General features: G+C 38.6%; 20 protein-coding genes and 2 pseudogenes. 9 read left to right on the top strand and 13 right to left on the bottom strand.

From position 1 onward, the window contains the following. Positions 1-66: 66 nt before the first annotated feature. The 3 genes from V7K15_RS07865 to V7K15_RS07875 all read left to right on the top strand — a co-directional run bounded on the left by V7K15_RS07865 (position 67) and on the right by V7K15_RS07875 (position 6,634). Positions 67-4,257, top strand: a complete 4,191-nt coding sequence (locus V7K15_RS07865; protein ID WP_334904565.1) for a glycosyltransferase — start codon at positions 67-69, stop codon at positions 4,255-4,257. Then, positions 4,254-5,927, top strand: a complete 1,674-nt coding sequence (locus V7K15_RS07870) for an O-linked N-acetylglucosamine transferase, SPINDLY family protein (RefSeq protein ID WP_334904567.1) — start codon at positions 4,254-4,256, stop codon at positions 5,925-5,927. The genes V7K15_RS07865 and V7K15_RS07870 overlap by 4 nt, the downstream gene beginning before the upstream one ends. Before the next feature lie 263 nt (positions 5,928-6,190). Beyond that, a complete protein-coding gene (locus tag V7K15_RS07875) occupies positions 6,191-6,634 on the top strand; it encodes a transposase (protein ID WP_334904569.1) in 444 nt (147 codons plus the stop codon). A 67-nt stretch (positions 6,635-6,701) separates the two neighbouring features. Here V7K15_RS07875 and V7K15_RS07880 read toward each other — a convergent pair whose 3' ends face one another. From V7K15_RS07880 to V7K15_RS07895, 4 genes and pseudogenes are all read right to left on the bottom strand, one after another. Next, a complete protein-coding gene (locus V7K15_RS07880) occupies positions 6,702-8,921 on the bottom strand; it encodes an O-linked N-acetylglucosamine transferase, SPINDLY family protein (protein ID WP_334904571.1) in 2,220 nt (739 codons plus the stop codon). A 188-nt stretch (positions 8,922-9,109) separates the two neighbouring features. Continuing rightward, a complete protein-coding gene (locus tag V7K15_RS07885) occupies positions 9,110-9,694 on the bottom strand; it encodes a type IV pilin-like G/H family protein (protein WP_334904630.1) in 585 nt (194 codons plus the stop codon). A 233-nt stretch (positions 9,695-9,927) separates the two neighbouring features. Then, entirely contained in the window at positions 9,928-10,488 is a 561-nt protein-coding gene (locus V7K15_RS07890) for a type IV pilin-like G/H family protein (protein ID WP_334904573.1), read from the bottom strand. A gap of 102 nt (positions 10,489-10,590) precedes the next feature. Beyond that, positions 10,591-10,821, bottom strand: a pseudogene (locus V7K15_RS07895) (Uma2 family endonuclease); the annotation flags it as partial. 221 nt (positions 10,822-11,042) lie between these two features. Between V7K15_RS07895 and V7K15_RS07900 the strand changes: the two are divergent. Further along, a complete protein-coding gene (locus V7K15_RS07900) occupies positions 11,043-12,287 on the top strand; it encodes an RNA-guided endonuclease InsQ/TnpB family protein (RefSeq protein WP_334904575.1) in 1,245 nt (414 codons plus the stop codon). A 19-nt stretch (positions 12,288-12,306) separates the two neighbouring features. Here V7K15_RS07900 and V7K15_RS07905 read toward each other — a convergent pair. After that, positions 12,307-12,642, bottom strand: a pseudogene (locus tag V7K15_RS07905) (Uma2 family endonuclease); the annotation flags it as partial. Between the two features lie 129 nt (positions 12,643-12,771). On the opposite strand from V7K15_RS07905, the gene V7K15_RS07910 reads away from it, so the two are divergent. Both V7K15_RS07910 and V7K15_RS07915 read left to right on the top strand, forming a co-directional pair. Continuing rightward, positions 12,772-12,987, top strand: coding sequence for a DUF2887 domain-containing protein (locus V7K15_RS07910; RefSeq protein WP_334904577.1), 216 nt, complete (start codon positions 12,772-12,774; stop codon positions 12,985-12,987). After that, entirely contained in the window at positions 12,944-13,570 is a 627-nt protein-coding gene (locus V7K15_RS07915) for a DUF2887 domain-containing protein (protein WP_334904579.1), read from the top strand. Before V7K15_RS07910 ends, V7K15_RS07915 begins: the two co-directional genes overlap by 44 nt. Before the next feature lie 546 nt (positions 13,571-14,116). On the opposite strand, the gene V7K15_RS07920 is transcribed toward V7K15_RS07915, so the two are convergent. After that, entirely contained in the window at positions 14,117-15,400 is a 1,284-nt protein-coding gene (locus V7K15_RS07920) for an ankyrin repeat domain-containing protein (RefSeq protein ID WP_334904581.1), read from the bottom strand. A 261-nt stretch (positions 15,401-15,661) separates the two neighbouring features. Between V7K15_RS07920 and V7K15_RS07925 the strand changes: the two genes are divergently transcribed. Next, the gene (locus V7K15_RS07925; protein WP_334904583.1) at positions 15,662-16,132 is read left to right on the top strand and encodes a DUF4079 domain-containing protein; all 471 of its coding nucleotides are present in this window, start codon (positions 15,662-15,664) and stop codon (positions 16,130-16,132) included. Between the two features lie 51 nt (positions 16,133-16,183). Here V7K15_RS07925 and V7K15_RS07930 read toward each other — a convergent pair whose 3' ends face one another. Further along, positions 16,184-16,858 carry a DUF1997 domain-containing protein gene (locus tag V7K15_RS07930; RefSeq protein WP_334904585.1) on the bottom strand — a complete coding sequence of 225 codons (675 nt, stop codon included), beginning with the start codon at positions 16,856-16,858 and terminating at the stop codon, positions 16,184-16,186. Positions 16,859-17,036: 178 nt separating this feature from the next. Between V7K15_RS07930 and V7K15_RS07935 the strand changes: the two genes are divergently transcribed. Next, a complete protein-coding gene (locus V7K15_RS07935) occupies positions 17,037-17,693 on the top strand; it encodes an NAD(P)H-binding protein (RefSeq protein ID WP_334904587.1) in 657 nt (218 codons plus the stop codon). Between the two features lie 167 nt (positions 17,694-17,860). On the opposite strand, the gene V7K15_RS07940 is transcribed toward V7K15_RS07935, so the two are convergent. Then, positions 17,861-18,325, bottom strand: a complete 465-nt coding sequence (locus V7K15_RS07940; RefSeq protein WP_334904589.1) for a DUF29 domain-containing protein — start codon at positions 18,323-18,325, stop codon at positions 17,861-17,863. A gap of 362 nt (positions 18,326-18,687) precedes the next feature. Between V7K15_RS07940 and V7K15_RS07945 the strand changes: the two genes are divergently transcribed. Beyond that, positions 18,688-19,338 carry a glycoside hydrolase family 24 protein gene (locus V7K15_RS07945; protein WP_334904591.1) on the top strand — a complete coding sequence of 217 codons (651 nt, stop codon included), beginning with the start codon at positions 18,688-18,690 and terminating at the stop codon, positions 19,336-19,338. A gap of 7 nt (positions 19,339-19,345) precedes the next feature. Here V7K15_RS07945 and menH read toward each other — a convergent pair whose 3' ends face one another. The 5 genes from menH to metG form a co-directional block, all read right to left on the bottom strand. Beyond that, positions 19,346-20,161 carry a 2-succinyl-6-hydroxy-2,4-cyclohexadiene-1-carboxylate synthase gene (gene menH / locus V7K15_RS07950; protein ID WP_334904593.1) on the bottom strand — a complete coding sequence of 272 codons (816 nt, stop codon included), beginning with the start codon at positions 20,159-20,161 and terminating at the stop codon, positions 19,346-19,348. A 122-nt stretch (positions 20,162-20,283) separates the two neighbouring features. After that, complete coding sequence (locus V7K15_RS07955) at positions 20,284-20,685, bottom strand: metal-sensitive transcriptional regulator (protein ID WP_334904594.1); 402 nt, start codon at positions 20,683-20,685, stop codon at positions 20,284-20,286. A 250-nt stretch (positions 20,686-20,935) separates the two neighbouring features. Beyond that, a complete protein-coding gene (gene lptC, locus V7K15_RS07960; RefSeq protein WP_334904596.1) occupies positions 20,936-22,144 on the bottom strand; it encodes an LPS export ABC transporter periplasmic protein LptC in 1,209 nt (402 codons plus the stop codon). Continuing rightward, positions 22,144-22,773, bottom strand: coding sequence for a LabA-like NYN domain-containing protein (locus V7K15_RS07965; RefSeq protein ID WP_334904632.1), 630 nt, complete (start codon positions 22,771-22,773; stop codon positions 22,144-22,146). Before V7K15_RS07965 ends, lptC begins: the two co-directional genes overlap by 1 nt. A gap of 167 nt (positions 22,774-22,940) precedes the next feature. Further along, on the bottom strand, positions 22,941-24,545 hold the full coding sequence (gene metG, locus V7K15_RS07970) for a methionine--tRNA ligase (RefSeq protein WP_334904598.1): 1,605 nt from the start codon (positions 24,543-24,545) through the stop codon (positions 22,941-22,943). Positions 24,546-24,633 lie beyond the last annotated feature (88 nt).

Genomic DNA, 24,633 nt, shown 5'->3' on the forward strand with positions numbered 1-24,633 from the left:
TTAATTAAAAGAAGAACTCGATGCAGCCTATCAAAGTTATTTAAATTTTAATAGAGGTATTCAATCATGACATTATCTAATCCTTTAATTAGCGTAACTATGACTACCTATAACCATGAAAAATATATAGGTGAAGCCATAGAAAGTGTTCTCAAACAAACATATAAAAATTTTGAATTAATTATTGTTAATGATGGTTCTAATGATAAGACTGATGAAATTGTAAGAAAATTTAGAGATGAGCGTATAACTTATATTTATCAAGAGAATCAAGGTACAAGTAGTGCAATCAATCGAGCTATATTAGATTCTAGAGGAAAGTATATCGCTTTTATGTCTGGAGATGATATTAGTTATCCTCATAGACTAGAAACAGAATATAATTATTTAGTTACATCTCAAAAGAAAATTGTTTTTTCATGGGTAGATTTTATCGATGAAAACAGCCAGATAATAACTGATAGTCATTTTGCACAAAGCTTATTTAATCATCCTAATAGAACAAGTGCTGAAATACTAAGATATTTCTTTTTTAATGGGAACTATATTAATGCTGTAACTGGTTTTATCTGTAGAGAACTACTTTTAGATGCTGGACTATTTAACTTAGCCACTATTCAATTACAAGATTTTGAGATGTGGCTTAAACTCTTGAAACAACATGAATTATTTATTTTAAATGAGAAACTTATTAAGTATAGAATTCGAGCCACTAATGCTAACCTAAGTAGTGTCTCTAATCAAGCTCGTTCAAATTTTGAACTTTGTCAAATATCTAAAAATATATTTAATGATGTTCCTATTGAAATATTCAAAGACGCATTTGCCAATCAAATCAAAAAACCAGATTTTAGTAGTGAAATCGAATACAAATTAGAAAAAGCTTTTCTGTATCTGTTACATAATCTACATTTTATCCAATGTATCGGAGCCGAAAAACTGTTTGAATTACTGCAAAATGAGGATATACTAGATACCGCCAAGCAAAAATATAATTTTGGTTTAGCTGAATTATATAAATTAACTAAGGATTTAGATGCTACTAATTTTGTCTTATTACAGCAACTAAGGTATAATATCTCAGTGAAGGATGTAGAAATAGCTCACTTAAAATCTTTATTTACGCAAGGTTTACTCGAAGTTAAAGTAGATGAAAATAAAGAAGATAAAGATTATAAAAAAGAGCAGCTTCAATTATCTGATATTGTAACTTATAAAATAACATCGATTAAACACTCTCAACCTCTAGTTACTATTTGTATTCCTACTTATAATGGTGAAAATTTTGTTAAAGAAGCAATTGCCAGTGCTTTATGGCAGACCTATTCTAATATAGAAATAATCTTATCTGATGATAATTCTAGTGACAGAACAGTTGAGATTGCTAAATCATTAAAACAAAAAACATCCTTTGATTTCTCAATTGTCGAACATAGTCAGTATGGGCTAGCTCATAATTGGAATTTTTGTATTTCCCAAGCTAAAGGAAAATATATAAAATTTCTATTTCAAGATGATGTATTAGAGCCAACTGCTATTGAAGAAATGGTAAATTTGGCTGAACAAGATGAAGAGATAGGGTTGGTTTTTTCACCTAGAAAAATTTTCAGTAATACTGGCGATACTAACTATGATTCAAACTTTTTAATGCATCATGAAGCCAAGGATGTACACAAAGGTTGGTCAACATTAAAGCTGATTCAATCAGGACAGCAACTTTTGTTAGATCCAAATATACTCGACAATCCAATTAATAAAATTGGTGAACCAAGCACAGTCCTTATTAGAAAAGATGTATTTGAAAAAGTAGGATTATTTAATTCTGAATTTTGTCAACTTGTAGATTTGGAAATGTGGCTCAGAATTATGAGCCAATACAAAGTTGGTTTTGTTGACAAAGTTTTATCTCACTTTAGAATACATTCACAACAACAAACTCGTCGAAATGTTGCTTTAAAGGATGCGATTTTATTAGATTATCAAAAACTTTTTCAGACAATTTACAATGATCTACGATATCCTCAAGCAACGAGACAACGAGCTCTTTATAGATATGTAGCTTTGAGTGAACAGACTACTGAATTGTATCAGTTACGAAAGCAAATAGCAGAAGAATGCTTAAATATCTCAGATGAACAGATAAAAGATAGGTACGTGGGTCTACTAGGTAAAACACATCAGATGTTACTGAATAGTAGCATCAAATATGAAAGTCTGACTGATGAAGAAGAAATTTTCGCTAATGATATAGTTAAAAATATATCTCAAGGTTTTGAGCAGCCAAAAGCAATTCAGCATTTACTAGCAGCTATGCTGTATCGCCGTGCTGACCAGTTACGATTACAGCATGACCTCTCTCGCATACCTCGTTGGTTACTTAAGGACTATTTACAATTCCTATTTTCTTCCCCAGTCAACTTTCAACAACTGGGTGATGCAGATAATTACTATTACTATATGCAGGGGTGGATTGATTACTTACACACATCGATACTTAAAAATTCTGATTCTCCCTTGTGGCATGAAATAATTAATAACTTTGCTCCCGTTGCTAATTTTATTCCCCTATATTTTAATGAGCATAATCTTAAAGATATCTATACTAAACGTGGAGATATTATAGAGTTTTTACTAAAGCTTAAGGGTTATGAGGTAGATTACGAGTTTGGTGATAGACCTACAACCAGAAAAAAAATACGGTTGGGTGTCCTGGCTGCACATTTTCTACCTGGATCTGAAACATTTGCTTACCTTCCTGTTTATGAGTATATCAGTAGAGATTTTGAAGTAATCTTGTACTCTCTTAATCAAACTGATCATCCTCTAGAGCAATATTGCCGTAGTTGTGCAAACTCCTTTAAAGTACTACCACAAGATTTAGTAGAACAGGTAAATATTATTCGTGCTGATAATATCGATATATTATTCATTGCTACCAATGTGACGGCAGTAACGAATCAAATCTGCCTCTTATCAATACATCGGTTAGCTAGAATACAACTCACAAGTGGTGGATCTGTAGTAACAACAGGAATGCGGCATATTGATTATTATATCTCTGGTACACTAACCGAACCATCGGCAACGGCAGAACAGCAACATCAAGAAAAATTGGTGAAACTGGAAGGAACTGCTCATTGCTTTAGTTATGGCAATGAAGAAGACAAGGTAATTGTAAAAAGTGAGCGAAAAAGTTTAAGTATTGCTGACGATGCTGTTATTTTTATCTCTGGTGCTAACTACTTCAAAATTATCCCTGAACTGATTTATACGTGGGCAAAAATAATTTTTGGAGTGCCAAAGTCTGTTTTAGTACTTCTACCATTCGGCCCAAATTGGTCAGATGTTTATCCTAAAAAAGCTTTTGTGAATCACTTGAATAAAGTATTTTCAAAGCATGGAATAACAGCAGAGCGATTGATAGTCTTAGATCCTCAGCCCGTACCAAATCGACAAGAAGTTAAAGCATACTTCGGTATTGCCGATGTTTATCTAGATTCTTTTCCCTTTGCTGGAACAACTTCTTTGATAGAACCACTACAAGTTAATTTACCAGTAATTGCTAGACGGGGAACTACCTTTCGCTCTGCAATGGGGGCTGCAATAGTGCAAGCACTGGATGTACCTGATTTAGTTGCGGATAGTGAAGAGTCTTATATACAATTAGCGATCGCACTCGGAACTGATCCTGAATTACGCCAACAAAAGAGCGCCCAAATCAAAGAAAAAATGCAGGGTAATCCTAGTTTTCTAGATAGCCGCGCTTACTCAGCTAAAATAGGCAGCCTCTTCCAAGGACTATTTAGTAAATATCTTGCAGATACTCTGAGTCAAAATTTTCGCTTAAAAGATATTAACCTAATTATTTTCCCTGACTGGTTACAGCTAGAAGAGTTAATCGGTTTAGAATTGCAACAAGTGATGAAGGCGGTAGCAACTCATATTGATAGTGAAAAAACTACCCTACTTATTAACACGGGGAATATTGGTGTTGAGGATGCTGAACTGTTTTTATCTAGTGTGGTTATGAATCTTTTGGTACAGGAAGATTTAGATGTTGCCGAAAGATTAGAAATTTCTCTAGTGGAAAACTTGGCTGATATTCAGTGGGAAGCTTTGCTACCTCGCATACATGCAAGAATTGTTTTGGAATACGAAGATAAAAACGCGCTGATTCAAGCAAAAGCAGAAACTCTTAAATCTTACGAAATAGAAAGCTTTAGCCAAGCACAAGCTGAACAGTTTTTTTTTGCTTGAGCAATAAATTATTTGGTGAGGGAAGATGGAAAGAAGCGATCGCGCAATATCAAAAACTCCTAGAAATACAATCAGGTGATGCAGATATTTATTGGAATTTGAGCTATTGCTATAGACAGTTAAACCTGCAAGATAAATATTTTAATGCTCTCCAGCAAGGAATTAAGCTTTACCCTACAGATGGAAGGCTACATTTTTCATTAATCATCGATTTGCGGCAGAATGGACGTATTGAAGAAGCAATTTCAAGTGCAGAGAATGCAGCTAAATGCTTACCTGATGATTATACTTTTCAAATCCTCAAATATTTAACACTCCCATTAATATATGAGAATCAAGGGGAAATTAACTTTTATCGCCAACGCTACACTCAAGGATTGCGAGATTTAATTGAGCAAACATCTATTAAAACTACAGAAGACCAACATAGTGCTTTAGCCGGTATAGGTCGCCTCACAAACTTTTACCTATCATATCAAGCACAAAATGATATAGATTTGCAACGCCAATATGGAAACTTAGTGCATGAAATTATAGCTGTTAACTATCCACAATGGGTGGTTCCTTTATCTATGCCTAAGCTTCAGCCTAATGACAAAATTCGTATTGGTTACGTTTCCCATTATCTACATTCTTATAGTGGAACACTTTGGTTAACAGGTTGGTTACGTCAGAGTAATCATGAAAGCTTTGAAATCTACTGTTATTACACAGGAAATGACCCAGATCGAATTACCAAACAATTTCAAGAATATAGTGATGCTTTCCACCATATTCCTTATAATTTATCAGCAGCCTGTGAACAGATAATTGCTGATAAGCTGCACATTTTAGTTTTTCCCGAAATTGGGATGAATCCACAAACTATGCAAATGGCAGGTCTGCGGCTTGCGCCTGTGCAATGTGTCGCTTGGGGACATCCGGTAACAACTGGCTTACCTACAATTGATTACTTTTTATCCAGCGAGTTAATGGAACCTGAAAATGGCCAAGAGCATTATTCAGAAAAATTAATTCGCTTGCCCAACATTGGCGTTTCTTACCCTAAACCATATATTCCGCCAGTCATCAAAACCCGCTCAGATTTTCAGCTACCAGATGATGCGGTTATTTATTTATGCTGTCAAGCTCCTTTCAAGTATCTACCGCAATATGATTTTATTTTTGCGGAAATTGCTCGGCGTGTTCCACAGGCTAAATTTGTGTTTTTGCGTGGTACTTCACTTCAGCCACGCCTGAAGCGTGCTTTTGCTGCTATCGGTTTTAACAGCGAGGATTATTGTGTATTTATCAATATTCCAGAGCGACTGGATTATCTAATGATTAACTTGCTTTCAGATGTTTATCTAGATACATTCACCTGGTCTGGTGGTAATACTACCTTAGAAGCGATCGCTTGTAATCTGCCCATTGTTACCTGTCCCGGAGAATTTATGCGGGGTCGTCACTCTGACAGCTTCCTGAAAATGCTAGGGGTGACAGATACTATTGCTGAAAACAAAGCAGAATACATCGAAATTGCTGTTAAATTAGGACTAGACCCAGCTTGGCGACGCAGCATTGCAGAGCAAATGAGCCAAAATCACGACTGTCTCTTTGACGATAAAGCCTGTGTTGCAGGTTTAGAAGCCTTTTATATACAAGTTTGTAGTAAGCACTTCAGTGCTTAAATTTGTAATTTTAAGGGAGGAGGACTTTAGTCCTCACTACAAACTTTTGAATTTTTTGTAGTCAGCAATTCAGTGCTTAAAAATATATGTATGAATATCGCAAACTCACAGCAGAACAAAAAGCTGAACTAGTTAAATATCGCTTAAGCCAGGGTTATCCACCACATTAAGTACGAGATAAACAATTTTATTTGCTAACGGTAGCTTGTTATGAACATCAGTGTCATATACACACTTAATCTCGTCGTCAGCAACTGCTAGATATGATTTTTGATAGGTTTGGTGGGAGTGTAAATGAAGAGATAAGCCCTGAAGCGCTCACTACGAACTTAATAATTTGTGCTTGGGTTGTTTTGCCTAATCACTATCATCTACTGGTTGATGTTGAAAATTTTGATGTATTAGGTGAATTATTTCGGAGAATACATGGTGCGCTTTCTCGACAGTGGAATATAGAAGACAATATTACTAAGAGAAAAATTTGGTATCGTTGGAGCGATCGCGCTATTCGCTCGCAAAGACATTATTATACAACTCTTAACTATATTCATTACAACCCAGTTAAACATGGTTTAGTCAAATCTGCTTACGACTGGGTTGAAAGTAGTGTTCACTGGTATTTACAAGCTTGTGGACAGCAATGGCTGCGTGATTCTTGGACTCAATATCCAGTCCAAGATTATGGTAAAGATTGGGATAATTTTTAATGTTCGTAGTAAGGGCTTCAGCCCTTATTAACAATCTATTTTGAGGGCTGAAGCCCTGACTACGAGCTTATTTTCCCTCAATATACTTCTGCCACATCTGCTCGTAAGCCTTTTCCATCTCACGCGTAAACTGTTTGCCATTCCACAACGGTGCTGTTTGCCGCGATGCTTTCAGTTTCAAAGCAACTTGCTGGCGTAAAACTTCATCCTTCCCCAACCGCACACCCCATTCTATATACTCTTCATCAGTCCAGGCAATGCCTTCTGTGATACCCGCATTTATGATCATGGTATAGCTATTACGCGCTGCAAATTGTTCACCGACTCGCGTCACCAAGGGGATACCCATCCACAATGTTTCTAAGGTTGTTGTCGCTCCGTTGTAGGGAAATGTATCTAATACAATATCAGCAATGCCTAAATTAGCACGATGAACTGACTCTGAATAAACTTGTGGTAAAAATCGTAACCGAGAACAATCTACACCTTCTTGTTCGGCAATTTGGTAAAAGAAGCGTTTAATTGTTTCCTCTTCAGCAGGTCCTTTAATCAAAAAGTAGCTGTTAGGTACTTGTTTGATAATTTGCATTTGCCACTTTGTCGTTTCTGGATGGCGTTTATACCCTCTTTGGGCGCTGAGATATACAATGGCATCCATAGGAATATCCAAGTCATCGCGGCGGAGAGTTGGTACACCAACTTCAAAACCATCTACTGCTATGTAAGTTTGGGGTAATCGCCAGATTTTCTCTCTATAGTAATTTTGTGCATCATCTGGCAGTACATAAGGGTCTGCGATAAAGTAATCAATTGCAGGTATGCCTGATGCATCCCACCCCAGCCAAGTAACTTGAATTGGGGCTGGCTTGAGTGCCATGACTTCAGAAGTAATATCTAGAGTGATGCTATCAAGGTCAATTAAAATATCAATATCATCTTGATATATCTGGTCAGCAATTTCTAGACCATCCATGCCTAATTTGTGAGCTTTTCCTCCCTGACTTAGATACCACTCTTTGAGATAGTCGTTTCCTAATTTGTAGTTAACAAAATAAGTATGAATATCAAATTTATCTCGATTATGATGTTGAAATAACCAGCGAGCTAGCCAACCAACAGAATGATTCCTTAAAGCGTAAGATATATAACCAATTTTTAATTTCTTCGGATGATGTGTTAAAAATTGATTATTAATAATTTCATGAACATAGTTTTTTCCTTGTGATTGGCCAAGAGCTTGAATATAATTATTAAATATCTCAGCTACCTTATTATGAATAGCTCGGAAATCAGCAGGAGCATCTTTAATGTGAGGTATTGCAAAAGATGGCGTAAGCAACCGTAATATTCTTGCTTCTTCTAAAGGAATTCGTTGAGCTTTAATAAACTGTTGAAACACAGTTTCCAATTCTTCACAAGTTGTACATATCTCTTGCCAATATCCTCCTGCTGACATTAGACCCCTTAACAGCAAATGGAGTGCAAAAATTTTATCAGCCAAGCCTTCTGATAAGGAATAACATAACCTAGCTGTCTCTATGCCCTGAGAATAATTACGAGCGTCTTGATAAAAAATCGCTAAGTGTCGCAAAATTTCTACATTATCTGGCTCTAATCGTAAATGCAATTCTAACAGAGATGCTGCTAGTAAAGGCTCCCGCAAAGTATGTCCAATTTTTAGAGCAGCAGGAAGCAGTATAGAGAAGCATTGATTAGTATCAGAAAAATAAGGAAGACTGGCTTCTATTAAATTTAGATTAATTGGATGTAAGGGAACAGCATTTAAAAAATCTTTTATAACTTGGATTAATAATTCGGGATTAATTTCTATATTTTCTTTTGCGTTTAAGCTCTCAATTAATCCCCATTCATTTAAATCATCAATCCCTTCAAATTTTTGCAACTTGATATAAAGTATAAGAATTTGAAGTAAATTATTTATATAACTAGGATTAATTTCCCGCATATGCTGGCGAATTAACCAAGCTAGAGAATATTCCGCCAGCGTTTCACGCCTTTCAGCTTCTATTTGCAAAACTTTAAATAGTTCATTTATCCAAATTTTTAACTGTTCTTCATCTGCCTCTGTCATTGGCAGCATCCAAGTCATTTGAGCTTCTACTTCTTGCCCTTGTAATAGTAATAGTAGTCCTAAATGCCAATAATAAGAAATAGCATTTGGTTCTCTTGCTATTGCTTGTTGATATAACTGTGCTGCTTGGGAATATTTTTCTTGAATGAAGTATTGTTCAGCTTTATTTTGCCAATTATATATATCAGTAATCATTGTGATTCTCATAGAGAAAGGTATGGGTAATCTAATTGTGAATAAATCACAAAGTTGAAATAAAGTGCATATAAAAGTCCACCCACTTGGGAAAATACGTAATTTAGCTTAATAAAAGCCGTTCTGACAAGTTAACTTTTATCTCAAGTACTGTATATGACTAATATTTCGCTTATTAACTCACATATCTACTTAGATAAGCTGGCAAAGCCGGTGGGGCAAGTCGGTGAATTAGTAGTGGCGTTGAAATTGCTGGCGCTATAGGCAATTACATCTAAACCACCGCTAACTCTAGGTAGTGAAGCTTCACATAAAAGAGCTATAAGGGCTATAGTGGTGGCTTCGTTGGTAGAAGCTTGCGTTGTTACACCTACATTACCCATATAAGTTTTGAGAGGTGCATTCGCAAGTACTGTTGATGCTTGGTTCGTTACTTGATTAGGAGCAGTAGTACCACCACCGGAAATTTTGTAGATGTAATTTGATGTTTGTGTTGCAATACCAAGACCTAAACTACCAAAGTCAGCTTGCGCTGCAAATTTATTTTGTTCTAAGAAATAAGCTTGCTGCGTGCGGATCATAGAACCTATATAAGTTTTAGCTTCTGACTGCTTGGCTTTGTTAGCTTGGTTCAAGAAAGAAGGTAGAGCGATCGCAGACAAAATACCGATGATGATAATTACTACTAGTAATTCAATAAGTGTAAAACCCTCATCTCCCTTCTTCTTGGCGAGGATGTGCTGGAGAAATTTGGCTTGTAGTTCGGTTTTCAGAAGTGTTTTTCCGGAGGGTAGGAAGTGGTTGGATGTACTAGATGTAGCTTACCCACTCCCATTTGCTTTGATATCAGCCCACCCGAAAAAATTTTGACCATATTTATAGCCTTGGCGAATTCCATTAGCTTGTGAATAAATCACAAAATTGAAATAAAGTGGATAGAAGCATCTACCCACTTTGAAAAATATCTAGTTTAGAGACAATTTATATGCTGTTTGTCCTTGGTTGGTTACTTAGCCAAAGTGGTGTAGCCGGTGGGACAAACAGGTGCTCCAGCTGTGTAAGCAAATTGAGAGCCAGCTGCACTTGCATTTACACCACCGTTAACCATAGCGGCGTTAGCTTCACACAAAATAGCTATGGTAGTAGCTTCACTGGTAGCAGCTTGGTTTGTCACCTCTACACCACCAACATAGCTTTTGAGAGGCGCAGTGGTTAGATTTACTGTTGCTTGGTTGGTTACTACACTATTGCCCGTCAGCGTGACAGCCTGGTATTGGTAATTTACGGTTTGTGTTGCAATACCAAGACCTAAACTACCAATTGAAGCTGTAAATGAATTATTTTCTAAGTAATAAGCTTGTTGAGCGCGGTTCATGGAACCTGTATAAGTTTTAGCTTCTGACTGCTTGGCTTTGTTAGCTTGGTTCAAGAAAGAAGGTAGAGCGATCGCAGACAAAATACCGATGATGATAATTACTACTAGTAATTCAATAAGTGTAAAACCCTCATCTCCCTTCTTCTTGGCGAGGATGTGTTGGAGAAACTTGGCTTTTAGTTCAGTCTTCATAAGTGTTTTTCCGGGGGTAGGAAGTGATTCGGTGTTCTAGATGTAACTTACCCAACTGCGATCGGTTTCCTATCACCCCACCTAAAAAACTTTTGCCTATATTTATTCAAACTCAGGTGGCCACAGCTCTAATATTGCCAGTTCCCAACCTGGTAGCAAGTCTGGTAGCATCAGCCTGTCGCCATTCTGCATAACCACTGGAGTTTGGTTTACTCTATAAACCGTTACTGTCAATTTGTCAGGGTCAATCAATATGCCGACTGTAGACCCAAGTTGCAAAAATAACTGAATCTTCTCTTCAAGCGGTTTAATTCTGTCGCTTTTAGATTTAACGTATCGCGGAAGTCCCCACCTTCAATGTACTCATAAGGTGGGGATTGTGAGCGGGGAATGTTCGCGGAGCGTCACGAAGTGAGGATTACATCTGGAATTGATTTTAAACGAAGAGTAAAAAGAAGTTCTAGATGTATGACGAATTCCCAATTATTTTATTTTGGTACTTTACCAGAATATATATTTGTGGTAAACTATAGATATCAAGGAGGTGATGTTGAGTGTTCCACAAAGTTGTACAAGTCCGTTTATATCCGTCACAAGAGCAGCAAATCCAATTAGCTCAAACTTTTGGGTGTGCTAGATGGTGGTGGAATTACGCGCTGAATAAGTCAATTGAGACTTACAAGGAAACGGGCAAAGGACTTAGCCGAGTTGCACTCAACGCATTTCTCCCAACACTCAAAAAATCTGTTGATACAGTATGGTTAGCTGATTGTTATAGCCAAGTTTTACAGGCGACAACACTGAATCTAACAACAGCGTACAAAAACTTTTTTGAGCAGCGTGCTGGTTTCCCTAAGTTCAAATCTAAGCATGGAAAACAGTCTATTCAATATCCTCAAAACGTCAAGATTGTAGATGGTAATGTGAAACTTCCCGGTAATATCGGGATAGTCAAAGCCAAAATACATAGACCTATTGAGGGGAAAATCAAGACCGTTACTGTGAGTAAAGCACCATCGGGGAAATACTTTACATCTATACTTACTGAGATAGAGGGGGATAAACCCACTGTAATAGAAGGAAAGATTTATGGCATTGATTTAGGATTGAAACACTTTGCTGTTGTAACCGATGGAGAGAAGGTTTCTAAATACGACAATCCTAAGCACCTTGCCAAACACGAAAAGAACCTCAAACACAAACATAAAAAATTAGCGCGTAAACAAAAAGGGAGTAAGTCAAGGAATAGATATAGAAAAGTTGTTGCCAAAGTGTACGAGCGAGTTACTAACTCGCGGCAGGATTTTCTACATAAACTTAGTCATAAGTTGACCAGCGATAGCCAAGCTGTGATAGTAGAGAATCTTCATGTATTAGGCATGGTACGCAATCATAATTTGGCAAAATCAATATCTGATAGCGAAGCGTTAGCGAGTCTTCGAGCGTCTGCAGGATGGGGAACATTCACCAATTTTTTAGCCTATAAGCTAGAGCATAAAGGCGGGAAGTTGGTTGAAATTGATAGATGGTTCCCCAGTTCCAAGCTCTGTTCTAATTGTTTCTATCAAATAGGTGAGATGCCGTTGGATGTCCGCGAGTGGACTTGTCCTCATTGCAATACTCATCATGATCGTGACGGGAATGCCGCAACAAATATTAGAGCAGAGGGTATCAGAATGATAAAGGCGGAAGGTTCAGCCGTCTCTGCTGTAGGAGGGGATATAAGTCCTATTCTTGGGCGAAAGTCTAAGTTTAGGCATTCCCCCGTGATTACAGAAGCTCCTAGTTCAGCTTTATAGCTACTAGGAGTAGTTCACTCTCAACCATTAGGTCTGGAACCAACTCAACAAAGTCGCGCTTGGTCTTCTTCAATCGGTCAGCACGAACAAAAGACACGTCAGGGGCACGCAGATTTCTTTTTTCCGAGTCGTCCTCTTCTATACTCGGCAGGATAAACCCCGCGCTAGAGCCAGTTATACGCCCTAGTTTGCGCGACATGACCCAGTTATTCAAGAAGGTAATTAGACGAGCGCCAATTTCCTCTGACTCGTAATCTGATGGCCTCATAACTATGATTTTCCCTTCTACCAACTCCATCTGCCATTCTGGATGCTCGGTTTGTAGCTGCTCTAAGTCTGTAATCGTGAGGCACATAATATTACAGAAAATACTTCTATATATATCATAAGTAGCGGCAATTCATGAATTGCCGCTACTCTAAGAAAGCTAAAATGTATTATATTCAAAGAAAAACGGCTGTATAGTTTGCCATTAGTAGCATCAATGAAAACAGATGTAATTTTTTATGAACTTATCAAGGAACTACCACAGATATTTTTTGAACTCATTGATCAACCTGATACTAATCCCAATATCTACACATTTATTGCACCTGAAATCAAACAACAATCATTTCGTTTAGACGGGTTATTTTCTACTGTCAAGGGATTTGAAAATGAACCTTTATACTTTGTCGAATTGCAAACCTACAAAAGATGAAGAATTTTACGAACGGCTTTTTGGGGAAATTTTTGTTTACTTTCGTCAATATAAACACACAAATTCAGACTGGTACGCAGTTGTTATCTACGATCGCCGCATTCATGAAACCCCACCTCACCCCCGCTATCAGGTTTTAATCGAAAAACATCTACGCTGCATTTATCTGAATGAACTTTCTACTAGGGGAGAAGATTCCTTGGGGGTAGGAATTGGCAAACTATTTATAGAAGCACCTACAAAAGCTACTTCCTTAGCCCAACAGCTAATCAATCAGGCAAGAGAAAACTTAGCCGATAAAAATCTTCAAAAGAAAGTGCTAGCATTTATCCAAGCGATTGTATTTTATAAGTTTCCCAATCTTGCTTTAGAGGAAATTGAAGCTATGCTTGATTTAGATGAATTCAAAAATACTCGATTGTACGAGAGTATCGTGGCAAAAACAAAGCCGAAAACAGAATTAGAAACAAAATTGAAATTAGTCTCAAAATGTGTTGAGAAAGGTATGAGCATTCAAGAAATAGCAGAATTTTTAGAACTAGACGTTGAAATTATCAGGAAATATCTGCAATACCAGTCTTAGAGGATGTTTGAAAAATATCGTTATTAACATCAAAACCGTCGAAACATAAATTTAATTTTTTCTTTATTTTTTCTTTGATTTTGCGTAGCGATCGCGCAAATGGTCGCACATAAACCTTTTTTGGTAACTCGTTTGTATTTAACCTTTAGGATGATACATAAAAAATGATCCTTAGAATACTTTTCTGTTCAAGTAAAAACTATATATTTTGCACATCTAGCACAGTAGGAAACGCCGAGGGGGAGACTAGATAAAAGCTAAAAGGTACAAGGTAAAAAGTACAAGGTAAATTTACTTCTTCATTTTTGCTTTCTTTCTATCCTTGTGACGCAAGCATTTAGCCTACTCACTCTTGGCGTTTTAATTTTTACTTTCTCCGCCGTAGCAAGTTCACAACAGCTACGACGGAGTTTTGCTTTCTTTGTTTGTTAGATCAAGACTTGTTTGTTTTAAACTTCCTTAGTATTTAAGTTAATAACCTTGATTTAATGATTTGTCAAGATATTTCTGAAAATATTTTAGATGAAGAATTCAGATGGCTATTGGCTACTCTTGCGCTCCAGCTTTTTGCAGACTCCGCACGACATTCTTATAACCGTTAAATTCTGCAATCATCAAAGCAGTATAACCGCCCCGGTTTTTCAAATTCACATCTGCCCCTGCTTGAAGTAATAACTGCACAATTTCGTCATAACCTGCTGAGGCAGCCCACATTAATGATGTTGCCCTCGCTGAGTCTTGAAAATTCACATCTGCCCCTTTTGCCAGCAGCAAATGTATGATCTCTGTGTGCTTGCGTTCGCTTGCCTTGATCAAAGCAGTTTTGCCCTCATCCCCCGGAGTGTTGGCATCAGCACCATAGTCTAGCAACACTTTCACTGTTTGGGTGTGTCCTTGTGATGTGGCCAGTATCAAAGGTACTTCACCAAGGTTTTCCCCAGTAATATCTCCCCCAGAATGCAGCAGTGCCTCGACAATTTCGCTATGTCCCTGCAATGCTGCTACAAGCAGTGGTGTATCACCCAGATGGTTTCTAATTTGGACATCTGCACCCCTGTTAAGTAACACTTGCACGACATCAATGTAGCCTTCCACAACGGCAAGATGTAGGGCAGTTTCATCATCTTGGTCTTGGAGATTAATCTCGGCACCTCGATCTAGTAAAGCTGCTGCGATCGCACTCTGTCCAGCAGCAGCAGCAGCTGATAGGGCAGTTCCACCATCAGCGTTTTTCACATTCACATCCGCCCCTGCTGCTAGGAGTGCTTTCACAATATTCAGATGTCCCAAGTCTGCCGCTAGCATTAAGAGTGTTTCACCCTCCTGATCTTGAATATTGACATCGACACCAGTTTGGAGAATTGCTTCTATAACTTCTATTTTTCCCTGCTTAACGGCGAGTTTCAACGCAGTCTCATCATCTTTATCTACGATATTAACTTGGGCCTCAGCAGCCAATAAGACTCGCACTACGTCAATATAACCTTTGAGTACTGCTGCCATTAAAGCTGTGCTGCCATCTTCATTAGTAGCATTGACATCAGCACGTCTGGATACTAAAAGCTGCACAATATCAAGCTGTTTGGCACTAGCTGCCAACATCAAAGCCGTCAAACCATAGAGTTTTCTGGGCAAGTTGATATTTGCCCCAGCATCCAGCAGCGATCGCCCAATTTCGGTGTAGCCTAAATTTGCAGCAAACATTAACGCCGTCGTGCCTTGGCGATCGCACGCATCCACAAAGGCACCAGCAGCCAGTAGCGCACACAGCCCTTTGATATCACCACTTTTAGCAGCTTTTAGCAGCAAAGTATCGTTGTTTTCAGTCATGGATGAGATCCCACACAGGGGGTTTTGTTCGTCTAACCTTAAAATTCAGTCTGAGATTGTTTATCCACTTTGGCAAGAGGGTAAAAGAAAATAGTGGGGAGTGGGGGAGTTAGGAGTTAGGAGTTAGGAGGTTGGAGTTATAAGAATTCTTCCCCAATGCCCAATTCCCAATGCCCCGACTTCTTTAATTTGTGCAACTTTAAGCACAGAAAATAGAGTTATGCTAATTTTTATGAATATTTAATACTTGGGCGAGAACACATGAGTCTGGAACTTTCTGCGTCGGTAAAATATTGGCTGAACTTCATCCATCCGGTGCTGATGTGGGCCCTATTAGCACTCTCAATTTATGCTGGCTACTTGGGGCTGCAAGTACAGCGTACCAGAAATGCTCAGGGGGAAGAAAAGAAAGAACTGATTAAAGGTAGATATAATGTCAGACACTACCAAATGGGGTCTATACTCCTAGCTTTGATGGTGACAGGTGCGATCGGTGCTATGGCTGTCACTTACATTAATAATGGTAAGTTATTTGTCGGGTCTCACCTACTAGCAGGACTGGGTATGATGTGTTTGATTGCATTTTCTGCTGCTTTGTCTCCTTATATGCAGAAAGGGGCAAATTGGGCGCGTGCAACCCACATTCTGTTGAATTTCACCCTTTTGGGAATTTTTGCTTGGCAGGCTGTTACTGGCGTGCAAATTGTCCAAAGAATTCTCACTAAAGCATAGTTAAGTAGTTATTTGTCAGTTGTCATAAACTAATGACAACTGACAAATAACTCAGCGCTTTTGCTTGGAATTGCCACCACAGGGTATTTCTAAAGATTTCTGAAAATCTTCTTGAACTTTGCGAGTTAAGCGGCGGGAGACTTGGCGGACAATTTGGTTAAGTAAGCGATCGCCTGTAGATTGAATTATAGACTGGGGTAAGCGCTGAATAAACCTGGGAAAGTGCAAATAAACCATTAAATCCAGTTCCCATTCAACTCTCGTAACCTCGCCAATACTAGTAGAAGCATCGCTTTCTATTAACTGTAGAGATGCCCGATAGTCTACGTCATAACCAGGCGCTTGGTAATCAGGAATGGGAATTGTACGGATGCGGTAAATACCTTCTTCTGGGGGCAACAATTCCAAACCAATTTTCGGTTCTACTTCATAACCAAAAGCACCAAAACGACCAATTACTAAAGCGTAGCCATTTTCCCCAAGTGATTCCACTTTCATCGGTTGAGCGCAATGAGAAAACCATGAGGCGTGAGCATTAAGATACTCGGCAACCTTCTCTATTGGGGCAGGCATTTCCATAAAATCTTGATAACGACCAGAAAATGTTGTGAGCGTCGCTACATTTGCTTGTCTGAATACATCCTCGGCTTGTTCTTGGCTGGACGCTACAGGTAAAACTGCTTCTGTTATTTCCCAGGATTTATATTCGCTTTTTCTTGAAAGCATAAATGCGTTACTGTATAATTTTGCGTTCGTCTATATTAATAGTTCCCCAGATGCTTGGGTCATTTCGTACTAGTATCCCATTTTCACCCAAACCTCATAAATCTACCATCAACTCCATAGAATTACTAAAATAAAGAACTGAACAAGCACATAATAGTTTACTAGGATAACATTTCTCATGAAAGCATTTGTAGCAGGGGCAACGGGTGAAACAGGTCGCCGGATTGTCCAAGAGTTGATAGCGCGGAATATTCCCGTCCGAGCCTTGGTGCGGGATATTGAGAAAGCTAGGGGTATTCTGTCTCCTGAAGCCGAATTGGTGGTAGGCGACGTCTTACAACCAGAAAGTCTGACTGCTACGTTGGGAGATAGCACAGTTTTGTTGGTTGCTACTGGGGCAAAACCTAGCTTTGACCCCACTGGCCCCTATAAAGTGGATTTTGAAGGGACTAAAAATTTAGTAGATGCTGCTAAGGCAAAGGGAATTGAGCATTTTGTCTTCGTTTCTTCTTTGTGTACTTCGCGGTTATTCCATCCACTCAACTTGTTTTGGCTGATTTTGCTATGGAAAAAGCAAGCTGAAGAGTACATCCAAAAAAGTGGTCTTACCTATACGATTGTGCGTCCTGGTGGGTTGAAGAATGAAGATAACCTCGACGCGATCGTCATGCAGAGTGCTGATACACTCTTCGACGGTAGCATCCCCAGGCAGAAAGTCGCCCAAGTTGCTGTTGAGGCGCTGTTTGAAGCAGATGCACGCAATAAAATTGTCGAAATTGTTGCCAAACCGGAAGCAGCATCAAAAAGCTTTCAGGAGCTATTTCAACAGTGCTGATATCCGATCTAAATTGACCGCCCCTTGATTCGACTCCGTAAAGCGATCGCTCCATCCCACACCCAAAACGTAGGGGTAAAGCGCAATGCTAAACCCCTTATTCAGGACAGACAAGCGATCGCTCTCTTATTACCTTCATCTTCACAAAGAGCAATACAAAATCACTTTTATTCTGGGAAGTACTCACTATTGAAAATATCTTCAGGAGTAAAAGGGCATTTCTCTGGGAAAATTTCCGGCGGTAAACCTGTTTTTTGAATTGCTTGCCTTCTGGCTTTAAGATAAACTGCATCTAAGCAGTTAATAAAATAGTTATAAAGTGTTTTGGAACGAAAATAAAATTCTAGCTCATCACGGAAATTAGTTATTTCTATTTGCCAGCCTCGTTGAAAATATTCTTTTTCAGTTTCCCAATAACGATAAAGTAAAAGATGAATTAATAATTGTTTTAAGTAACTTTCTACTTTTCGTCTTTGTTCAATTCCCAAAGCTTCAATTTCTTCTGCTAAATGTTGCCAATCGAGATTTGCAATATCTTTATTCTCTAATTGTTTAAGTGTTGTTTCTACCCATAAATAATAATCTTCCTCGTAAAGGGTAGGTTCAACAGATTTTAATATTTCTGTTGTCATAGCTAATCGCTGGCAAAATCAATTATCTAATTATAACATAGGTAAGCGATCGCCTTAAGTTTCAGCCACATCATCAATAAGAACTCATGTGATTTTAGAGACTAAGACAATACTTATTCGGTATTTTTGGGAGTATGTCGCTTGCTATACTTATTTATGCTCGTTTTTTCTAATTCTTAAAAAAATCAGAGAATCGGGAATGATAACTGACAATAAAGTATGAACTTTGCCAGAATGAGTACGTCAATGATTATTGTTAGGAAAGAGAGCAAATTTCAAGGAGTCAGACTCTGAAAGGCTTTGAATTAAAAGGCGTTGAAAAACTTATTGGGCCAATAGCCGCGCTTCTCGGCTTTGTATATTTGTTGCAATGGTATATTGGAGACTTGCGATCGCCTTCTGATCCCATCTTTGAAGAGAAACAGCCGCCTTTGGTGATGAAACAGGGCGATCCCTATATCCGCGCTTTAATGCGAACCATCTCGGCGAGTGAGGCTAGTGGAAACCGTCCCTATTCGCTGTTGTATGGTGGACAGCAAGTCAACGATCTTAGCCGACATCCTGAGATATGCGTCACAATTGTCACAGGCCCCAACACAGGTAATTGTTCCACTGCTGCTGGTAGATATCAAATTATCAACATTACTTGGTATCGTTTAGCCCCGCGTTATCACCCAAAGCCGATGCAGATGATGTTTTGGACTGCTTATAGTTTTGAAGCAGAATATCAAGATGTAGTAGTTTACCGTTGGTTAAATGATTCTAAAGTTTGGGGAATTGATATTTCTCAACAGTTGCGTCACGGAAAGTTAAATGATGTTTTGCGGCGACTCTCTCCCACCTGGACAAGTCTCGGATATGGTATAGAAACAAATTTTCTTAGTAGCTCTTTGCCTAAAGTTTATCAGAAAATGTTGCAAGAGGAATTAACCGCAGCCAAGCAACCACCAAAAGTAAAATTAGCCCCAACTCCCCAGATTCAGCCATCAGGTAAACAGCCAAAGAAGCAGTAAAATAAGTTTACTGTTTCTGGAAAAACTCTCTGATATTTTGCACAAATTCTACAGCATTTTCAAAGTGAATGTTATGTGCAGTATTACTAATTACTTTTAGTTGGGCAATTTTACATATATTAGCCATTTCTGTATTTATATCTCTAAACTTTTCGTCATTTTCACCAGCTACTAAAAGTAAAGGCGTTGTATTGTCTTTAAGTTTTTCCCATAAAGATGGTTGATTACCAGTCCCCATAAATTGGAGTGATTTGGTTAATTCAGTCAGATGATTTTGCAAACGATTTTCTAACAATCTTTCAAATTCTGGATGATTTTTGATATAACCAAAAATCGGCTGACTATACCAATTTGAGAGAAAAGTAGCAAAATCAGTTTGAATAATACTTCTGCTTAATTTTCTAGCTATCTGAGTATCACGTCTAACTCGTTCTAATCGATCTGCTTCTGTTGTTAAACCTGGGGAAGCTGATTCTAATATAACTTTTATAAAACGTTCTGGCAAATATAGAGTTAGGTATAAAGCCAATCTTCCGCCCATTGAATAACCAATTAAGTAGCATTTATCTATTTTTAATTCATCTAATAAATTGATTATTGCTTGAGCCGTGGGTTCTATTTTATAGTATTCATCACCTCCTAAAACTTGGGTTTTACCATGTCCTGGTAAGTCAAGGGTGAGATAAGAAAAATCTTCAGCTAGTAATTTTATTGCTTCATCAAATTCATTAATGTTTCCCATGAAGCCGTGCAAGAAAAGAATTAGAGGTTTGTTTATATTGACATTGAAATAATAGTTAAATTTATATTTTTTTAAAATCATTTGCGTGAGCGTCATTACGAATTATTTTGGCACAAATAACCCTCTGCCTGAGTCAATACAGCAAATCTGGGAGCTCTACAAAATGTCTTGTCGTGCGAGTTAATTTTTTATTTTTCTAATTATTAAGGTAAAAATCGATCTAAAGCAGCTTTTAACTGTTTAATTTCAAGATCAATATTACCCTCTTGTGCAGCTCTACCAATACACTCAGTTAAATGTTCATCCAAAACAATTCGCGCTACCCGATCCAATGCGCCGCGCACTGCGGCAATTTGGAGTAGAACATCAGGACAAGGGGTACTTTGCTGCACCATTCCCTTAATACCGCGAACATGTCCTTCTATGCGCGATAATCGATTGACAATTCGCCGTAAAGACTCTTCACTATGGACGTGAGGATGAATCGATTCTCCAGTCCCATGAGTATGATCTGTATACTCATGATCTGTATCTTGATGGTGGGAATGTTCTGCTTGCTGGGATATTGGCAAGGATTCCTTACCTAATCGGTTTGATCCATTCATGAGTTATCAAAGGACTTGTAGTTTTAAGATCCTAGTTTAGGACTCGACCAACCCAAAATTTCTGGGTCACGATGGACGTGGGGGAATGAGGGAGAATTAGAATTTCCTTTATTTAGTTTAAAAGACTTCCAAATAAAAAAATATCCAACTATTTCTTGTGGGATGGGCGTCTCGCCCGTCCTATGAACTGGGCGGACTAGAGAGCTTACCCCACAAGACTCGTTCTTTCGCCCCATCCCCCCTAACTCTACTACTGACGATTAGCTTTTTCTTGGGGAATAATTTCTGTTACTACTCTACCGCTAGAGCTGCCACCTTTGACAACAATATTTTCTGTTTGCAGATTACCAACGGCTGTTTCACCCCGAAAATTTAACGGCGGGTCAACTTGCCGATAAACTATATTTCCCTGAGCTTCAACTAACTTATTGTCTAAATACCAAGTTAATGAATTAGATTTCAAAGACTGGCGACGCTGACCAATGGCATTGACATTACCTGTTAAATAAACCGTTTTTTGTGGTATTTTCATTTCACCTTGATTAGCGGTAACAGTAAGATTTTCGACACGCTGGAACATCCGCACGGGGGAATTTGTAATGACAGTTTCTGCGTTCATGTTCCAGGTCATAGAGTTACTAACTATTTGCACTGGTGGGTCTAGTAATTCTAATTGAGCATTCTGTTGAATAGTAGCAATTTTCGTTTTTAAGTTGACTTCGGCAGAATTTCCCTTGCCGCGATCGCTAATTTTATTATCTTTATATCGGTCAATTTCTATGGGGCGATCGCCAATCAATTTTTCTTCTTTGATTTTCCAGATTAAATGCTCGGTTCTGACTTGCATCTGGGGATCAACGGAATTTGCTACTACCCCTCCAGAAAATTCCATGCGCTGTTCGCGGGTTTTAACTCGCGCTTCCTGCGCCACTGCTTGTAGTTGTTTATGACTACCGTTAATCTGGTTGCGGACAATCAACAAATCTTCTTGAGGACGCCATTCTAATTCATTACCTTGCAACACAACTCCATTATTAGGGTCTGTGGCAAATATTTTACCTTTAAGAAACAACTGCTTCCCATTTTGTTCAATGTCTGCTACATCTGCCTTGATTTGGTAAACTACTTTCCCATCTTGGTATAGTTCACCATAAGGACTTTCAGCCTGACCAATTTGTTTTTCTTTGGTGTATTTTGCCCGTGTCGCCCTGACTTTCCAAATCGGTCGTCCTACTTCATCTGCTTGTTCTAGGGTGACATCAAAGAAAGTCAAATGGCTATCTTGATTAGCTGATCCCCCAGTATTTTGTTGAGAAGCTGTGGGGGATTTACCCCCGCAAGCAACTAAACCAAATACCAAAAAAAAGCTCAAAGGTAAAAGAAGGAAGGAGCGAGTGGAGGAGAAATTTTGGATTTTTTTTCCCACCTCTCTCCCCTTTTGATCAAATTGATGCGCCATTATTCTTGGATTTCTGGATGTCCATCACTAGTTCTGGGGTCTTCCAAAAAACCTATACCAGATAACGGCCGATATGGATAGCTTTGGCGAGGGGTTTTTTGAATATCTTCTTTGATAGCTTCTAAATCAATGTAGCGATCGCTTACATTAATTAAGCTGTCGCTGGTCATCGAACGCAAACTCACCACTTCTACCCGCACGCCGCGATAGCTGACTGAATTTACCGCATAAGCCAAATCTCCATCACCGCTAACTAAAACTGCGGTATCATAAGAATCAACTAGCGCCATCATATCTACTGCTATTTCTACATCCAGGTTAGCTTTTTTAGAGCCATCTGGTAGCTGTACCAAATCCTTCGCAATGACTCGATAACCATTGCGACGCATCCACAGCAGAAACCCCTGTTGCTTCTCGTTTGTCCGGTCTACCCCAGTATAGAAAAAAGAACGCAGTAGTCTAGAACCTCCAGTTAATCGACACAATAACTTCGTATAATCGATTTCGATCCCTAGTTGCAATGCAGCGTAAAATAGATTTGAGCCATCTATAAATATGGCAACCCTGCCCCGATTCTCCAAAACTTGTTCTGGCGTAAAAATTGAATCGGTTTCAAAATTATTCAACATCATTGTCATACCTCAATTTTTATCCCTGTTATTTTTGATACAAATTACCAACTTTTAGATGCTAGTCACAGCGGCTTATGATAATGTTCTGGGGCGAATATTAAGTTAAGCCCCGATAAATTTTTTGAGAGAATAAGAAATTGAACAAAATCAGAGTTTGATCAGGACTAATCGCTTTTCGGGGGTTCTATTCGCTTAAAAATTGGCTGGGGTGTACCCAACTGTTGTTTACTCGATAGTATCCCCCATGTCGAATGGATGGCAAAAGGAGCGATAACTGAACTTTGTATTTGCTCGTTAAAGTTTATTCCGAAGCCCAGCTGCTGATAAATATCGCTACTGATGTTCGGAATAATTGGGGAAAGCAGATAAGCTGCTACTCTAACTGATTCTAGAACTGCGTAGAGAACTTTTTCCACCGTCTCCTGCTGTCCCTGTTTATATAATGACCAAGGAGCTTGTTGATCAATAAACTTATTACTAGCTTGCACCAGTAAAAGGATGGCCTCGCAGGCTTGACTGAAAGCTAGCTCCTGGTAGGCTTGTTTTACCTGTTCACCTAAACGTAAACCAATTGTTTTCAAAGGATTTTCGTCAGGAATTGCTTCATTGCCGATTGATGGGACATTATTCTGGGCACAGTATTTCTTCACCATGTTTAAGGTGCGATTGAGCAAATTACCTAAATCATTCGCCAAATCTGCATTCAGAACATTAATGAACCTAACCTCATTAAAATCTCCATCCTTGCCAAATTCGATTTCCTTAAGGAAGTAATAACGAACGGCATCACTACCATAGCGCTGAACTAACGCCACAGGATCAAGGGTGTTACCCAGACTTTTACCCATCTTTTGACCATCTTTAGTCAAAAAGCCATGCCCAAATACTCGCTCTGGTAAGGGTAAGCCAGCCGACAACAACATTGCTGGCCAGTAAACTGCATGGAAGCGCAAAATATCCTTACCAATTAGATGCAAGTTAATCGGCCACCATGTTTTTAAAGCATTTGCTAAAGTCGGTTCTGCATCTGGTTCAAGTAATGCCGTTACATAAGCTAGTAGCGCATCAAACCAGACATAAAGGGTGTGTTTGGGATCAGTTGGTACGGGAAAACCCCAATCTAGATTTACCCGCGAAATTGAAAAGTCTTGCAGCCCTTGATTTACAAAGCTGAGGACTTCATTCCGCCGACTTTCTGGTTGAATAAAATCCGGTCTAGATTGATAAAATTCTGTCAGCTTATTTTGATATTTGGATAAGCGGAAAAAATAGTTTTGCTCGTCTCGCCACTCGACTTCTTTGTTAATATGAATCGGGCAACGGTGTCCTTCTAAGAGATCCCGTTCTTCTTTGAATTCTTCGCAGGATACACAGTACCAGCCTTGTTGTTGTCCCTGGTAGATATCACCAGATTCCCAGACTCGCTCAAAGAATTCTTTAACGATCGCTTCATGACGAGGTGCAGTAGTCCGACTAAAGCGATCATATTGAATGTCTAGTAACTGCCACAAACTAATGAAGCTAGGGACAATTTCATCGCAAAACTCTTGCGGTGCCTTCCCTAAACTTTCTGCCGATCGCTGAATTTTTTGCCCATGTTCATCTGTACCTGTAATCAGCAATACCCGATGCCCCAGCAGCCTGTGAAATCGCGCGACTACATCGGCTGCGATCGTTGTATAAGCACTGCCTATATGAGGGACATCGTTTACATAATATAGCGGTGTTGTTAGTGCAAATGTCTTTTCTGTTTTATTCACTAGATTCATACAAAATAAAAATTAACTTATTAAAATGTTTTACATCTTAGCTTTGTCCGGTAAAATCATAGAATTATACAATATTATTCCCATTTTT

This window comes from Nostoc sp. (assembly GCF_036919815.1).
Classification (GTDB): domain Bacteria; phylum Cyanobacteriota; class Cyanobacteriia; order Cyanobacteriales; family Nostocaceae; genus Nostoc.